Source organism: Alteromonas sp. ISO5, assembly GCF_058105165.1.
Window position 1 is genome coordinate 2,112,390 of the sequence record NZ_CM176572.1, and the last position, 15,281, is coordinate 2,127,670.

The window sequence follows — 15,281 nt, forward strand, 5'->3', positions numbered from 1 at the left end:
CGGTTTTGTAGACGATATCGAGTATCACCCTAACCGGCACCGACTGCCGTAACACAAGACTGTTTTCTGGCCGAAACAGTCACTTACTAAAAGTTTACGATGGCACCAACGGCAACGGTCTGAGCCTCTTCCTGACCCAGAATGCCCGAAAACTCGCTGGTAGAATATTCCACTGCAAAGGTGACGTTGCTGTTATAGCCATAAAACCAGGCAGCCTGCATACCTTCGTGACCGATGTAGTCAGTGTCTTCGATTTCGTTTTCGCCATAAGACAGTACGAAGCGGTTAGCATCCATTTTGTAAGATGCCTGTAAAATGTAGCCTTCGCTGTCCAGTGCGTTATAGGTGGTTGGGTCATACATGGTAACTGGTGCTAACCCTAGCGCTGCTTCTGTGGGACCTAACAGGATACCGATGCCTTCACCGCTATACCCCGATGCGTGCAGGGACAAACCGCCAAAGCCCACTTTTACGCCATAAGAAGCCCCGTTTGAATCGACGTCACCCATGGCTGATTCAGACGTTTGTGTCAGAAAACCAACCCAGGCAGTTACTGATGCATCGTCGAAAGTACCACTGTAAGTGACTTCACCTTCAAAGCGAGGTGCAGACTCTTCACGGTCAGCATCGCCATTGACTGGTGATGGATCGACAGCCGCGACGGCTACTTTGAAACCACCACCGAACGACGGCGAGGTATAGCGTATTTGCGATGCTGGGAACGGATAAGTGTACCCGCTGCCGATGTTACCGAATGATACGCCCTGACCATCAACCAGCCCCAGCGTGTCATTGACATTGCCGTAACCAAGCAGGACTTCGTCTAAGAAAATGTTGCTGCGGTTAAACAGAGTGAAATCTTTACCAATCAGTAATTGACCCCAGTCGGCATCCAGCGTCGCATAAAACTGACGTACATCGATACCGGTTGAGGTAACACCACTGTTAGAATCATTGATGGATACCCAGAAAGAAGAACGGCCGCCCACTTTCATGTCACCAATCTGCTTACTAAAGTTCATCCCCAACCAGTTAGGCAGGAAACCCATTTTAACGCGAGACTGGTCTCGATCACCGTTTGGACCGTTATCAACAGACGTTGTGGTATAGAAAGTGTTAAATGACGCGTCAACAGAGACGGTGGCTACTTCGTCATCGTCGTAAATGGTGATAGCGGCATTGGCTGAAACTGAAGAGAGTGCAAGTAAGGCAACGGCTAGCGGTTTGCACGCAAATTTATTATTTTTCATGTGTAACCCTCATATTTGTGTTTATTGCGTGGAGTAACACTTTTTATTGCGTCCCACTGTCACTCACGTTAATTGGCAACGATTCTTTGCCGTTGCTCTTTTGCATTGAGTATTGTTGAGCAGCCGGATTTTGAGTACTCCTCAATGGAGCCTTTTGAATTCAACTTTAGTCCTCTGCGGAAATTCGCCGAAAGGACTACTACTAAAGTGCTGGTTTGGAGGGGCGGTTTTGGCACTGCTATGACGTGCTACTAAAAGCCTGCGCAAAGTAGCAGTTTAGAGAGTGTTTTTTGCTGTTTTTGTTAACATAAAATACTTCTACACTGGCAGAGTCTGACTTTACCTCACCGGTAAATGGCGTATGCTGCTAGTGGTTGATGAGCCCCGGAGTGTCGATTGATCTGTGCACATCAGTGCATTGTGCAGACCAATTCACATTTAATAAGTAGGTCTGTTATGAAAAAAATCGTAGTGGTGGGCGGTGGTGCCGGTGGTCTTGAACTGGTTACACGGCTGAGTAAAACACTGGGTAAGCGCAAGCTGGCCGAGATAATACTGGTTGACCGTAGCCGCACGCACGTTTGGAAACCCCTGCTTCATGAGGTCGCTGCCGGGGTCATCGATAAAGCCTCAGACGGTGTTGATTACCGCATGCACGCCGCCCAGCATCATTACCAGTTTCAGCTCGGCAATATGAGCTATATTGACCGTGATAACCAAAGTATCTACCTTGATCCGTTGTACGACGAAGATGGTCTGGAAATTCTGCCCGAGCGCACCGTGGACTATGATTATCTGGTCATGGCTATCGGCAGCGTAACCAATGATTTTGGTACCCTTGGAGTGAGTGAACACTGTTATTGCCTGGACTCACTTATTCAGGCGGAACGTTTCCACCGCGCGCTGTTAAATCAATTACTAAAGATTAACCAGGAAGGCGTGACCAAGAAAAAGATCCATGTTGCTATTGTTGGGGCCGGGGCTACCGGCACCGAGTTGGCTGCTCAGTTGCACCATGTCAGTAATCTTGCCAGAGCCTATGGCATGCCGGAAATGTCTGCCGATAAACTGCAGGTATCCATACTAGAGGCCGGGCCGCGGATATTACCTGCATTACCCGAGCGGATTGCCGGTTCTGCCCGGCGGGCACTTACCAAGCTGGGTATTGAGGTGCGCGAAAATACGCGCGTGCAAAGAGTGGATAAAGAAGGCTTTGTTACTGCTGAAGAGGTGCTGATTGAAGCGGATTTAATGGTGTGGTCCGCAGGGGTTAAAGCGCCTGACTTTCTTGCCGATTTAAATTTGTTTGAGCTCAATAAGGCAAACCAGATTCTGGTGACGCCTGCCCTGCAAAGTACGGTGAATAATAAGATTTTTGCTATTGGTGACTGTTGTGGTGTGCTGCAGAAAGACGGTAGCTGGGTACCACCACGGGCGCAGTCGGCGCATCAGATGGCCAGTTTACTGGCCAAAAACCTGCAAAACCTGTTTATGCACAAACCCATGCAGGCTTATACCTACACCGATTACGGCTCGCTGGTACACCTTAGTAAGTACTCAACGGTAGGCAGTTTGATGGGAAAACTTAGCAACAGCACCATGTTCATTGAAGGCCGTTTGGCTAAGATGGTGTATGTATCGCTGTATAATATGCATTTGTTTGCGGTGCATGGCTGGTTTAAGGGTTTCTTAATGCTGTTGATGCGCAAAGTCAGCAATCTGGTTACACCTAAACTGAAACTTCACTAAGCAAAATCACCCGGTAACGGTATTCAGTTACCGGGTAAACTCTCTCAAAGGTCGTTCTGACTACCGTTAAAAAATTGTGAATATTGTAACAAGCGACCAGGCTGTTTTGCTCGCTGAAAGGTAAATTCCAGTGGCTAAAACGGTGGAATAATGCCCCTTAGTTGCCAATTCAGTAAAGAGTGTTTAACAATCGATTTTCACTCGATTAAAGGCTTAACGGCGTTAATTATCGATGCGTTTGCTACCAAAGTGCTGCGTCATTAATACCTAAGTGTAGGGTGGCGGAGTGGTCGCCACCTTTTACTGAATTCAGGGTATTAACCTGCAATGAGTTTGTTGGCGGCCGCACGATGACGGGTCAGTAAAGCAGGCAGGTCGAGACCATTAATCTGACCATGGCTTACCCGCCACTGGCCGCCAACCATCACGTGATCGGCTCTTTCTGCCCCACAAAGAATCAGCGCCGCCAGTGGATCATGAGCGCCGCTAAAGCGAATGTCATCAAGGCTGAACATGGCTAAATCAGCCTGCATCCCTTCTGCAATGACGCCAACATCGGTGCGACCGAGTACCCTGGCTGAGCCCTCAGTTGCCCAGCGCAAAACCATTTCCGGGGTGATTTTTTCGGCACCATATTTTAACCGTTGAAGATACAGAGCCTGGCGGGCTTCATACATCATATTGGACGCATCGTTTGACGCTGAACCATCAACGCCCAGTCCGATCGGTGCACCGGCATCAATAAGGTCGAGCGTTGGACAAATACCTGATGCGAGGCGCATGTTCGATACCGGGCAGTGGCAAATACCGGTGCCGGCGGCACCCAGGCGAGCAATTTCTTCCTGATTAAAGTGAATACCATGCGCCAGCCAGGTGCGATCGCTCAACCAGCCAACACTTTCCAGATAGTCCACGGTGCGCATACCGAAGGTCTGTAAACAGAAATCTTCTTCATCCAGCGTTTCTGCCAGGTGGGTGTGCAGGCGCACATCTTCGCGCTTAGCAAGGTGCGCGCTTTCCTGCATGATTTCCCGGGTGACAGAGAACGGCGAACAGGGGGCCAGGGCAATGTGAATTTGCGCGCCGGAGTCGCGTTCGTGGTACTGGCTAATAAGACGTTCGCTGTCGCGAATAATGGCTTCGCCGGTTTGTACGGTGTGCTGGGGAGGTAAGCCGCCGTCTTTTTCACCTAGGCTCATGGAACCCCGGGTTAACATAGCGCGCATGCCGAGTTGCTTAACCACATCGACCTGCACATCGATGGCGTTATCCAGTCCCTGGGGAAATAAATAATGGTGGTCGGCGGCGGTGGTACAGCCGGATAACAGCAATTCTGCCATGGCGACCTGCGTTGCCAGGTGCAGCGCTTCAGGCGTGAGCCGCGCCCACACAGGATATAATGTTTTTAGCCAGGGGAATAAGGGCTCATTCACCACCGGTGCCCAGGCACGGGTGAGAGTTTGGTAAAAATGATGATGGGTGTTGATAAGCCCTGGCAAAATCACCAGACCGGCGGCGTCGAAAACCTCATCGCAGGGCGATACCGGGGTGTCCTGATTAAACAATAGGGTTTCGATCTCCCCCTTTTTAATTACCAGACCTGTTACCGGTTGAGACTGGTCGGGTGCAAAAACATATAACGGTGATTTTATCCAGATACGCTGTGCTGCAGACATAGCAATGGCTCCAATAATAAAGTTAATGGTTGCGCCAGCTCAGTTATGCCCTGTCTGCTGATCCAGGAGAAGTTAATTCACCCGATATTCTACCCTATCATGCATAAATGAGAAGCCCGCGTAATTCGTTGGTGATTAGATTTCCGGTTGCGACATCATCTCCACTAAGTGTTTCATGCCAATTCTGAACTTTTGAATACAAATTCTATAAATCAGAATGGATTGTTTAATTAATAGATAGAGCTAAATTCCTTTAAACACGTAACAATAATTGAAACTTAATTACTCTTTTTGACGACAAAAGGAATCTGTGATGAATAAACGACTTTCTACTGTTCTTCTTAGCGCGCTTTTCAGCGTATCGGCTTTTGCCGCACCAACCAGCTATTCGGTAGACCCTACGCATACCTTTGCGGTGGCTTCATGGAGTCACTTTGGCTTTTCTACACCGACAGCCGTATTTGCAGGTGCTGAAGGCACCATTACTTACGATGCTGAAAAGCCTGCTCAAAGTGATATTGCCATTTCTGTAAGCATTGAAACGGTTGATACCTTCGTAGACAAATTAACGGAAGAGTTTCTCGGCGAAGAATGGTTTGATGCAGCGAAGTACCCCAAAGCCACGTTTGTGAGTACCAACGTTGTGCCAAAAGGCGACAACAAATATGCTGTCACTGGCGACCTGACTATTAAAGGCACCACGAAAACAGTCACTATGGACGCGACCCTGAACGGTATGGGCGAGCATCCGATGTCTAAAAAACAGGCCATAGGCTTTGATGCGCAAACCGTTATTAAGCGTTCAGACTTCGGCATCGACCAGTACGTACCGTACGTTAGCGATGAAATTACGCTGCGTCTGACCACTGAAGCGCAGGCAGAGTAGTTTTTCGCAGAGTGTTTATCTACATTCTCAACACTCAATGCGGTAGCAAGGGTTTCCGGCCGACACTACCGCATTTGGATGTCAGACTGGTAATTCGACGTAAATAAGAATCATTTGGTCGGGAATTGACTTTTCTTTGGAACTTATAAATACCATGCTGACTCTATATTATTGTGTCTCAACACGTGGTGCTTAGATGAACTGGGTAAGATTGTTAGTAGTTATGATTGCGATGGTGGGTTGTCCCGCTGTCAGCACCGTGCTGCATAATGATCGCAGTGTCGAGGTTCAAAGTGTTGATCTACAAGATATTATCGTTGATGTAAGTGGACTGGACAGCGTTCAATGTACCGACGATATCGATAACGATTTTGACGGTTATCTCCCTCCTGTCTCATCCATTTCAGAGGCGCATCTTTTCCGCGCCTCATTCCGTTATCAGAGTCGTAATAATCACACCTACCGTTCCCATCATGGGATCAGAGCGCCACCCTTAGTAAGTTAATTTGCTTTTATCTGCGTCGTGCAATGGTGCAATCAGACGTATAAAAATTAATTTAATGAGGATAAATCCATGCATAATTTAACCCTGTGCAAAACCGAATCTATCGATACGCTCGCTCATCCGGATGTCTTCGAGCATATAGAGTTAGCGTCTTCAGCGCTGAGTATTTTTACCGATTTTCATGATCACCAACCGCTGGTGATTGACGGTAGTGTAAAAGCAGTGGAACTGGAAAAACTGATGCGCCAGTCACACGTCAAAATGAAACTGGTGCTGGACCAGCGGGAACAGTTTGTAGGCATTGTTACCCTGGCGGATATTACCGAGCAGAAAATTCTACAACGGGTGGTGCAACTGGGCATACCCCGCACAGAATTGTTGGTGGTGGACATGATGCAGCCCAAATCCATGCTGCAGGCCTTTGATTACAACGAGCTCAAGTTGTCCAGTGTCTCTGATGTGGTAAATGCTTTACGGGAGAATGGCGCTATGCATTGCCTGGTTATCGATAAGGCGGCGCATGAAATTCGCGGCGTAATTAGCGTGAGTGACATTGCCCGGATATTGAGAATTCCTTTGGATATTCAGTCTCAACCCTCCTTTGCGGCCCTCTCACATATTATCGCCGCGTAAATATTCCAGGCCTGACCGCGATTACATTGTGTCGCGGCAGGTCTGCTTTTGCTACACTGAAATCCAGTTCACTTTCGGAGTGAAAATATGGATATCAGAGATGTTAAACAGCACGGCGATTTTACCTTAACCATGGTAAATGACATTGTGTTGGTTGATGCCAAAGGTCCATGGAACAGAGAATGTGTAGAGAACTTTGGCCTCACTTATGCGGGCACAGTTTATCAAAGCGGTATACCACGCTGGGCTGATATTGTTGTACTTAGTGGTGAAAGCCTGCTGGTACCAGACGCTGAGCGAGCACTGACCGAGCGCATTGGCAGAGCAATAGCGGCCGGGCTGGTGCAGGTTTATATTGTTACCGGAAAATCACGCACGGCAGTAACATCGGTTCAACAAATAAAAAAAATCTATGAACATTACAGCATCAATGTGGAATATGTCACCGAGCTGAATGATGCAATCAGCCTTGCCTGCGCGGCTGGCTTCGTCGCGGATCCAGAGCGGATTCGAACATTTTTTGCCTGAGTTTGTATTTTGTTATCGGATATTCCCTGTGGGGAGTCGTTGATAGTTGCCCCACACAGTCAGCTAATTCCACTTTCTGAAAAAAACATTGAACAGTTTTGGCGCTTCCTCCCGTATAGAGAAGCTGGTGGGGTTTTCCAGATATTCCATGGCAATGCCGCGAAGAAAACAGCCTAATGCCAGTGTCAGTGTTTTGGGATCCAGATCGGCCGATAAGGTGCCCTGAGACTGAGCTTTTTCGAAGAACTTTGAAAGCGCTTCACTCTTTTGCAGACGGGCCTCAAACGTGCGCTCCTGGCACACCTGCAGACTGCCTGTGTAATCACATTTTAGTAAAAAAAGTGAAAGCACACGGCGCATGTAGAGGTCATCTTCTAAACGGGTTAGCAGCTCAATACAGAAGCTTTTAAGACTTTGAAGCGGGTCGTCGTTGGTATTCTCCAGCCCATCTACTAAGTCTTGTATAAACGGACGATGAAGCTCATCGTGAAGAGCCATAAAAATGTCAGTTTTGTTTTTGAAATGCCAATAAACCGCTCCTCTGGTAACATTAGCTGCTTGCGCTATTTGTTCCAGGGTTGCCTTGGCTACCCCTTTTTCGGTAAAGACGTCTACTGCAGCTTCCAGAATAGCATTTCTGGTTTGTTCGGCTTCTTCTTTTGTTCGTCGCATATTCTGACTTTTTGGGCTGATTGACAACATACATTCATGAATGTATTTTAAACTAAAGCTTACAGAGCCTTTTGTCCAGTTTTCCTGTCAAGTAGTCCTCAGGAACCAATAAAGTAAAAGAATTTATGATCAAAAAATTGGTAATAGCCGCAATATCGATGATTGCAATATCAGCTTGTTCACAAGAACCTGCTCAGCAAGCCGCTGGAGGTGGCCAGCCGCCGCCTCCTACCGTCTCTGTTCTCGAGGTTGCTCTGCAGCCAGTTGAAAATTCTGTGACTTTGCCAGGCCGCGTGAGCCCTTTACGGCAGTCACAAGTTCGTCCTCAGGTAGAAGGTGTTATTACAGAGCGTTTGTTTGAAGAAGGCGCGTTTGTTGAACAGGGGCAGCAACTGTATCAAATTGATGACTCCCGCTACGCAGCTCAGTTAGCCAGCGCTAAAGCCGATGTGAAAAGTGCTGAAGCAAATCGCAAAACACTGGAAGCCAAAGCCGAACGTTACAAGGGGTTGCTGGATAAGAATGCAGTAAGTCAACAGGAATATGATGACGCAATTGCCCAGGCAGAGCAGGCCGACGCCCAAATCAGCGTGGCCAAAGCGGCGGTGAAACTTGCTCAGGTCGACCTGGATTTTACCAAGGTTTATGCACCAATTAGCGGTCAAATAAGTCGTTCTTTTATGACGGTGGGGGCATTGGTAACGTCTAATCAGACACAACAACTGGCTACTATTACCCAGTTAGATCCAATTTACGTTGATATGCAGCAGTCAGGTAAAGGCGTAATAACAATGCGCAGGGCTATGCAAAAGAGCGGAACGTTGCCTGTCACTTTGATGCTGGATGAGTTAACCGGCGAAAGCTATGAATATACCGGTGAGCTTAAATTTTCAGAAGTCACCGTTGATGAAACTACCGGTGCGGTTGCATTGCGTGCCGAGTTTCCAAACCCTGATTCACTGTTGTTGCCGGGGATGTTTACCAAAGTCCGCGTGAGTCTGTCCAATACACAGGAAGTGTTAGTGCCACAACGCGCTGCCACCCGCCAGCCTGATACGTCGTTGTCAGTTATGGTGGTCAATGCTCAGAATAAAGTTGAAGCGCGCACTATTACTGTTTCAGGCAGCTATGGTGATCAGTATATCGTTACCGGGGGGGTATCAGTCGGAGACAAAGTGATTGTTGCCGGTTACCAGAAGGTACAACCGGGTGCTCAGGTCAATACCAAGCCATGGCAGCCTCAGGGCTAACGCGCGTTAACTAATTCAGGAAATTATTCTATATGGCACGCTTTTTTATAGACCGCCCGGTGTTTGCCTGGGTACTTGCGATCATCGTAATGATGGCGGGTATTCTGTCAATTAGCGGGCTTCCCATTGAGCAGTATCCCAAGGTTGCGCCGCCCTCGGTGACAATCAGCGCCGCTTACCCTGGAGCGTCGGCTGAAACCATCGAGAACACGGTGACTCAGGTCATTGAACAGAGTCTGACTGGTATCGACAATTTACGCTATTTCATCTCCAGCAGTGAAAATGCGCGGATGTCGATTACTCTCACCTTTGAGCCTGGTACCGATCCTGATATTGCCCAAGTACAAACTCAAAATAAGTTACAGTCGTCCATGTCGTTGCTACCTACCCAGGTGCAACAACAGGGCGTTACGGTAACTAAGTCCAATGATGCTTTCGCGGTAGTGGTGGGCTTTTACTCAAAAGATGGCAGTCTTTCTCAGTTTGACCTGAGTGATATGCTCGTATCACAGTTTCAGGATCAGATTGCGCGGGTTAACGGGGTTGGAAACCTACGGGTTTTCGGTGCTCAGCGTTCTATGCGTATATGGCTTGATCCCGACAAACTTTACAGTTTCAACCTGACGCCGGTGGATGTGCGTGCTGCCGTACAAACCCAGAATACTGATATTTCTGCTGGTCAGTTAGGCGGTATGCCTGCTGTTGAAGGGCAGCAAATCAATGCCACTATCACTGCCCAGTCGTTGTTAAAAACCGCCGAAGATTTCGAAAATATTGTGTTACGGGTAAATACCGACGGCTCCCAGGTGCGCTTAAGAGATGTTGCCAAAGTAGAGCTGGGCTCCGAAAATTACAGCTACATTGCCCGCTACAAGCGTCAACCTGCTTCGGGTATGGCAGTGAGCCTGGCCAGTGGTGCTAATGCACTGGATACCATTGAAGCGGTTAAAAAACGCGTGGAAGAACTGGCGGTTAACCTGCCCGATAGCGTTGAAATTGTTTACCCGGTGGATTCTTCACCATTTATCAAGCTGTCGATTACGTCGGTGGTTAAAACCCTGGTGGAAGCGGTGGTACTGGTATTCTTCGTAATGTTGTTGTTCCTGCAAAACTGGCGCGCAACCCTGGTTCCTACCATTGCCGTTCCGGTGGTATTACTGGGTACTTTTGCCGTGCTGTATGCCTTCGGTTTCAGTATCAATGTGCTAACTATGTTTGCCATGGTGCTTGCCATCGGCCTGCTGGTAGATGATGCCATCGTGGTGGTGGAAAACGTAGAGCGCTTAATGGAAGAGGAAGGCCTCGATGCCAAGGAAGCGACCAAGAAATCCATGACTCAAATTTCCAGCGCACTGGTGGGGATAGCGGTAGTGCTGTCTACGGTATTTGTTCCCATGGCATTCTTTAGCGGCTCTGCGGGCTCTATTTATCGTCAGTTCTCGATTACCATTGTCTCTGCCATGACATTCTCGGTTCTGGTCGCCATTATTTTATCTCCAACACTTTGTGTGGCGCTATTGCGCAGAGAAGATGTGGAAAACAAAAAAGATAAAGGCTTTTTTGGTTGGTTTAACCGGGTTTTTAATAAAGGGCGTGATAACTACAGTAAAATGTCCTCCGGCATAGCCCATCGTGTAAAACGCTCGCTGTTGGTTTACGGTTTGCTGGTGGCAGGCATGGGGGCTATTTTTACCCAGTTGCCCGGCGCGTTCCTGCCTGATGAAGATCAGGGCAATATCATGGTACTGGTTAATGCACCTGCGGGTGCTACGGCTGGACGCACGCTTGAGTCGGTGAAGCAGGTGGAAGATTTCTTCCTGGAGCAAAAAAGCGATGCGGTAAAAGATATCTTTACTATTGTTGGCTTTAGCTTTGCCGGTGCCGCGCAAAACTCCGGTATGGGTTTTGTGCATCTGGTTGACTGGGAAAAACGTGATGAATCACAAAGTGCCTTTGCGATTATTGGTCAGGCGTTTGGTGCCTTATCACAAATTCAGGATGCCAGTGTATTCCCAATTCTGCCACCGCCCATTCGTGAGCTTGGTAACGCTACCGGGTTCGATTTCCAGTTGGTCGACCGTGCAGGTAATGGGCACGCGGCTTTAATGCAGGCGCGTAATCAGTTTTTGGGTATGGCTGCACAGAATCCTAAAATGGTAGGCGTGCGCCCTAATGGATTGAGCGATGTACCAGAATTTAAAGTCAATATCGACAATGAAAAAGCGTCGGCACTGGGCTTGTCGCTTAGTGATATTAATAACACTCTGAGTATCGCCTGGGGCTCTGCTTATGTGAATGACTTTATTGACCGCGGACGTATTAAGCGCGTATATATGCAGGCTGATGCACCCTACCGTATGGATCCGGCGGATCTCGATAAGTGGTTCGTCCGCAATAGCGAAGGTGACATGGTAGCTTTCAGCGCATTCTCAACCGTTGAGTGGGACTATGGCTCGCCCAAACTTGAACGTTTTAACGGTATTTCCTCGGTGAATATACAGGGAAGTCCGGCCGAAGGCGTTTCTACCGGTGAAGCGATGGCAGAAGCCGAACGTTTAGTGAGCCAACTGCCTGCCGGATTTGGCCTTGAATGGTCTGGCATGTCTTATGAAGAACAAGCTGCTGGTTCGCAGGCGCCAATGCTGTATGCGCTATCGATTATTGTGGTGTTCCTGTGTCTGGCAGCACTCTACGAAAGCTGGGTGGTACCGTTTGCTGTGCTGCTGGTGGTGCCATTAGGCATCTTCGGTTCAGTGCTCGCCGCTTATATATTTGGTCTGCCCAATGACGTTTACCTGCAGGTCGCGTTTCTGACTACCGTGGGACTGGCATCGAAAAACGCTATTCTGATCGTCGAGTTTGCCAAGGAGCTTTACGATAACGGCACACCGTTATTCGACGCAGTAATCACCGCAGCAGAACAGCGGTTCCGCCCAATTCTGATGACCTCAATGGCGTTTATTCTGGGTGTCACACCGCTGGCTATTGCCACAGGTGCCGGCTCTGAAAGCCAGAATGCCATTGGTATAGCGGTAATGGGGGGGATGTTTGCCGCCACCTTCCTGGCTATCTTCTTTGTTCCCATGTTCTATGTCTTGGTGGTTAAATGGTTTGGCGCAAAACGTCATCCGCACGAGGAAGAGAGTAAACAAGAAGGCTAACGGTTTGAGCCTGACAAATAAGGAGCCCCGCAATCGCGGGGCTTTTTTATGCTGCTGTGGTTGTAATTACTGCGCAAAGTCCAACCAGATCAAATAAGCGGAGTTTGGGTCTGCCATCAGTAGCCAACTGTGGCATTATAAAGCCAGTTAAAATTGGGAGTTGGAACTATGACCGTTGCTCTGCCTCCGCGACCGGATTGGCCGCACTTAATTAAATCAGGCAGCCGGGTATTTGTTGGTGGTAACGCCGGTGTACCTTATGCACTCATCGATGACTTAATTAAACACAGCAAAGGATTTAGCGATATCGAACTGGTGCACATGTTGGCGCTGGGCGACACGCGCTGGGCAAAAGAAGAATACCGGCAGCTGTTTAAGGTTAATACCTTTTTTATTCACGGCGCTGAAATTCGCCGCGCAGTGGATGAAGGCAGGGCCGATTATACCCCGGTGTTTTTATCTGAAATGTCGAGCCTGTTCAGTGACGGTACCCTACCGTTGGATGCTGCACTGGTAACGGTGAGCCCGCCGGATGAGTTTGGCTATTGCTCGCTGGGCGTGTCGGTAGATATTTCTATGTCGGCGGTACGAAATGCCACAATCGCCATAGCCCAGATCAACCCGCAAATGCCACGAACAGCGGGTCACTCTTTTATTCACATCAGCGAATTTACGGCCTGCATCGAAGCCGAAGAGCCGCTGCAGGCAATTGAAGCACCGGCTATCGACAGTGTCACCGAGCGAATTGGCCAGTATGTGGCCATGTTGGTGGAAGATGGCGCCACCCTGCAGTTTGGCGTAGGGAAGATCCCCAGTGCTACGTTAAAGTACCTGCAGCGCCATAAAGACCTGGGGATTCACAGTGAAATGCTGTCGGACAGCATTATCGATATCATTGCTTCCGGTGCCATTACTAACCGCAAAAAAACTTTCCACCCAGGCAAAATCGTTACCAGCTTTTGTATGGGCAGCGAGCGGCTCTATAAGTTTGTGCATAACAACCCGCACATTGAGTTTTACCCTAGCAGTTATGTGAACAAGCCCACCAATATTGCCAAAAACGACAATATGATTTCTATCAACAGTGCGTTGGAAGTGGATTTAACCGGGCAGGTGGTAGCAGATTCCTTGGGGTATGATTTTTACAGTGGCATTGGTGGGCAGGTAGATTTTGTATCGGGAGCGTCGATGAGTAAAGGCGGCAAACCCATTATCGCAATGCCATCCACGGCGCACAATGAAACCGTGTCGCGTATAGTGCCCTGCATTGCCGAAGGTGCGGGGGTCACCACTTCCCGGGGGAATGTACACTACATTGTTACCGAATATGGTATTGCGTCGTTGCGGGGGAAAAGTATTCGGGAGCGAGCACTGGAGCTAATTCGTGTGGCCCACCCGAAATTTCGAGCTCATCTGCTTGCTGAAGTACGCAAAAACTATTGGGTACCGCATTTCCAGCAGAAATACCCCACTGATATTCCTGAGCTTGGTGCAATTCAGTTACAGAAAATGGTGATCCAGGGCGAGACTTTTTACTTACGGCCACTGAACCCGGCCGATGAAAGACGTTTGCAGGAGTTTTTCTATTCGCACACTAAAGAAACCCTGCGTTTGCGCTATAACTACGACCCTAAACAAATGTCCCGGGAGAAGTCCTGCAACCTGGTAAGTGTTGATCAGAACTCGGACGCCGCCTTGTGCATTGTGCGCCAGGAAGGGTCCCGAATCACCATCCATGCGGTGGGACGTTTTTATTACAACGAGCACGATAATTCCTGCGAAGCGGCCTTTGTTACTCGCGAAACGCAGCAAGGTAAAGGGATGGGCAGTCGGTTACTGATCAAGCTTATCGACATCGCCCGCAAACGGAAAATCAACAAAATGCTGGCGTTTTGCCGGGCCGACAATAAACCGATGATTGCCATCTTCGAACATCACGGATTCAAGCGTCTGTTTAGTAGCGACCCTAGTGAGGTGGAGTTGGAATTGCCGTTGCAGGAGCCCGAAGCAGCGCAAGGGGCGGATCAGGAGGCAGAAAATGACCATTAAAATTTATCGCGGTAGAGATTGCGTGCACCACGATGTGTCTTCTGAACATCCGGAAAATCCCGATCGTCTGTACGCTATCGACGATCAGTTGTTGTCATCTGGCCTGGAGATGATTTGCCAACATGGTGATGCTAAGCAAGTGAAACGGGAAAATTTAGCACTGGCTCACGACCCTTACTACGTAGACAGTATCTTTCAGCGTTCGCCGCGTACTGGCATAATCTGGCTGGAGCAGGATACCGGCATGACCCCTGTTACGTTAAGCGCTGCCTTGTACGCCGCCGGTGCGGGCTGCGATGCTGTGGATTGGGTGATGGAAGGGGAAGATCGCCAGGCATTTTGCGCCGTGCGACCGCCAGGTCATCACGCTGAATATGATAATGCAATGGGCTTTTGCCTGTTCAATAATATTGTGGTGGCGGCTCGCTATGCCCTGAAACAATATGAGCTGTCGCGCGTGGCCATTATCGATTTTGATGTACACCACGGTAACGGCACCGAAAATATCATTGCCGGGGACAAACAAATTTTAATGTGTTCCTCCTTTCAGCACCCGTTTTATCCTCACTCCGGCCACCCGGTATCGGCCAGCAATATTTTAAGTGCGCCACTGAAAGCCGGCGCAACCGGTGAAGAATTTCGTGAAAAAGTAAATTACTGGTTTGATGCGTTACGTAATTTTATGCCGCAACTGATTTTAATCAGCGCCGGCTTTGACGCTCACGCCGAAGATGCCATGGGGCAGTTGCGGTTGCGCGAAGATGACTATCACTGGGTAAGCAAACAAATTCGCAATGTGGCCGATGAAGTATGCCACGGACGGATCGTGAGTATGCTGGAAGGCGGTTACAACCAAAGTGCCTTAGGCCGCAGCGTGGTGGCGCATATCAAAGGTTTACACGGCGACGAGCAGAGCCACTGA

At 48.8% G+C, this 15,281-nt stretch carries 12 protein-coding genes; 9 read left to right on the forward strand and 3 right to left on the reverse strand.

The features are described from left to right. Window positions 1-86: 86 nt before the first annotated feature. A complete protein-coding gene (locus AC2T0J_RS09660) occupies window positions 87-1,250 on the reverse strand; it encodes a porin (RefSeq protein ID WP_489809924.1) in 1,164 nt (387 codons plus the stop codon). A 456-nt stretch (window positions 1,251-1,706) separates the two neighbouring features. Between AC2T0J_RS09660 and AC2T0J_RS09665 the strand changes: the two genes are divergently transcribed. Continuing rightward, window positions 1,707-2,999, forward strand: a complete 1,293-nt coding sequence (locus tag AC2T0J_RS09665; RefSeq protein WP_489809925.1) for an NAD(P)/FAD-dependent oxidoreductase — start codon at window positions 1,707-1,709, stop codon at window positions 2,997-2,999. Between the two features lie 317 nt (window positions 3,000-3,316). On the opposite strand, the gene AC2T0J_RS09670 is transcribed toward AC2T0J_RS09665, so the two are convergent. Beyond that, a complete protein-coding gene (locus AC2T0J_RS09670; RefSeq protein ID WP_489809926.1) occupies window positions 3,317-4,675 on the reverse strand; it encodes an 8-oxoguanine deaminase in 1,359 nt (452 codons plus the stop codon). Between the two features lie 313 nt (window positions 4,676-4,988). Here AC2T0J_RS09670 and AC2T0J_RS09675 point away from each other — a divergent pair, with 313 nt between their 5' ends. The 4 genes from AC2T0J_RS09675 (at window position 4,989) to AC2T0J_RS09690 (ending at window position 7,227) form a co-directional block, all read left to right on the forward strand. Next, entirely contained in the window at window positions 4,989-5,561 is a 573-nt protein-coding gene (locus tag AC2T0J_RS09675) for a YceI family protein (RefSeq protein ID WP_489809927.1), read from the forward strand. Between the two features lie 211 nt (window positions 5,562-5,772). Continuing rightward, window positions 5,773-6,066, forward strand: a complete 294-nt coding sequence (locus AC2T0J_RS09680; RefSeq protein WP_489809928.1) for a hypothetical protein — start codon at window positions 5,773-5,775, stop codon at window positions 6,064-6,066. Between the two features lie 69 nt (window positions 6,067-6,135). Beyond that, window positions 6,136-6,699, forward strand: a complete 564-nt coding sequence (locus AC2T0J_RS09685; RefSeq protein WP_489809929.1) for a CBS domain-containing protein — start codon at window positions 6,136-6,138, stop codon at window positions 6,697-6,699. An 87-nt stretch (window positions 6,700-6,786) separates the two neighbouring features. After that, window positions 6,787-7,227 carry a hypothetical protein gene (locus AC2T0J_RS09690; protein ID WP_489809930.1) on the forward strand — a complete coding sequence of 147 codons (441 nt, stop codon included), beginning with the start codon at window positions 6,787-6,789 and terminating at the stop codon, window positions 7,225-7,227. 63 nt (window positions 7,228-7,290) lie between these two features. Here AC2T0J_RS09690 and AC2T0J_RS09695 read toward each other — a convergent pair whose 3' ends face one another. Further along, complete coding sequence (locus tag AC2T0J_RS09695; protein ID WP_489809931.1) at window positions 7,291-7,899, reverse strand: TetR family transcriptional regulator; 609 nt, start codon at window positions 7,897-7,899, stop codon at window positions 7,291-7,293. 158 nt (window positions 7,900-8,057) lie between these two features. Between AC2T0J_RS09695 and AC2T0J_RS09700 the strand changes: the two genes are divergently transcribed. The 4 genes from AC2T0J_RS09700 (at window position 8,058) to AC2T0J_RS09715 (ending at window position 15,281) form a co-directional block, all read left to right on the forward strand. Then, on the forward strand, window positions 8,058-9,149 hold the full coding sequence (locus tag AC2T0J_RS09700; RefSeq protein WP_489809932.1) for an efflux RND transporter periplasmic adaptor subunit: 1,092 nt from the start codon (window positions 8,058-8,060) through the stop codon (window positions 9,147-9,149). A gap of 32 nt (window positions 9,150-9,181) precedes the next feature. After that, window positions 9,182-12,310: an efflux RND transporter permease subunit gene (locus AC2T0J_RS09705; RefSeq protein WP_489809933.1), complete on the forward strand. Its 3,129-nt coding sequence runs from the start codon at window positions 9,182-9,184 to the stop codon at window positions 12,308-12,310. Between the two features lie 168 nt (window positions 12,311-12,478). Next, window positions 12,479-14,359, forward strand: a complete 1,881-nt coding sequence (locus AC2T0J_RS09710; protein WP_489809934.1) for a GNAT family N-acetyltransferase — start codon at window positions 12,479-12,481, stop codon at window positions 14,357-14,359. Continuing rightward, entirely contained in the window at window positions 14,349-15,281 is a 933-nt protein-coding gene (locus AC2T0J_RS09715; protein WP_489809935.1) for a histone deacetylase family protein, read from the forward strand. The genes AC2T0J_RS09710 and AC2T0J_RS09715 overlap by 11 nt, the downstream gene beginning before the upstream one ends.

What these genes read in the sequence shown, in the direction of transcription:
- AC2T0J_RS09695 (WP_489809931.1), bottom strand. Translation starts at nt 7,899, where the DNA reads ATGCGACGAACAAAAGAAGAAGCCGAACAAACCAGAAATGCTATTCTG.
- AC2T0J_RS09660 (WP_489809924.1), bottom strand. Translation starts at nt 1,250, where the DNA reads ATGAAAAATAATAAATTTGCGTGCAAACCGCTAGCCGTTGCCTTACTT.
- AC2T0J_RS09705 (WP_489809933.1), top strand. Translation starts at nt 9,182, where the DNA reads ATGGCACGCTTTTTTATAGACCGCCCGGTGTTTGCCTGGGTACTTGCG.
- AC2T0J_RS09715 (WP_489809935.1), top strand. Translation starts at nt 14,349, where the DNA reads ATGACCATTAAAATTTATCGCGGTAGAGATTGCGTGCACCACGATGTG.
- AC2T0J_RS09710 (WP_489809934.1), top strand. Translation starts at nt 12,479, where the DNA reads ATGACCGTTGCTCTGCCTCCGCGACCGGATTGGCCGCACTTAATTAAA.
- AC2T0J_RS09685 (WP_489809929.1), top strand. Translation starts at nt 6,136, where the DNA reads ATGCATAATTTAACCCTGTGCAAAACCGAATCTATCGATACGCTCGCT.
- AC2T0J_RS09665 (WP_489809925.1), top strand. Translation starts at nt 1,707, where the DNA reads ATGAAAAAAATCGTAGTGGTGGGCGGTGGTGCCGGTGGTCTTGAACTG.
- AC2T0J_RS09700 (WP_489809932.1), top strand. Translation starts at nt 8,058, where the DNA reads ATGATTGCAATATCAGCTTGTTCACAAGAACCTGCTCAGCAAGCCGCT.
- AC2T0J_RS09690 (WP_489809930.1), top strand. Translation starts at nt 6,787, where the DNA reads ATGGATATCAGAGATGTTAAACAGCACGGCGATTTTACCTTAACCATG.
- AC2T0J_RS09675 (WP_489809927.1), top strand. Translation starts at nt 4,989, where the DNA reads ATGAATAAACGACTTTCTACTGTTCTTCTTAGCGCGCTTTTCAGCGTA.
- AC2T0J_RS09670 (WP_489809926.1), bottom strand. Translation starts at nt 4,675, where the DNA reads ATGTCTGCAGCACAGCGTATCTGGATAAAATCACCGTTATATGTTTTT.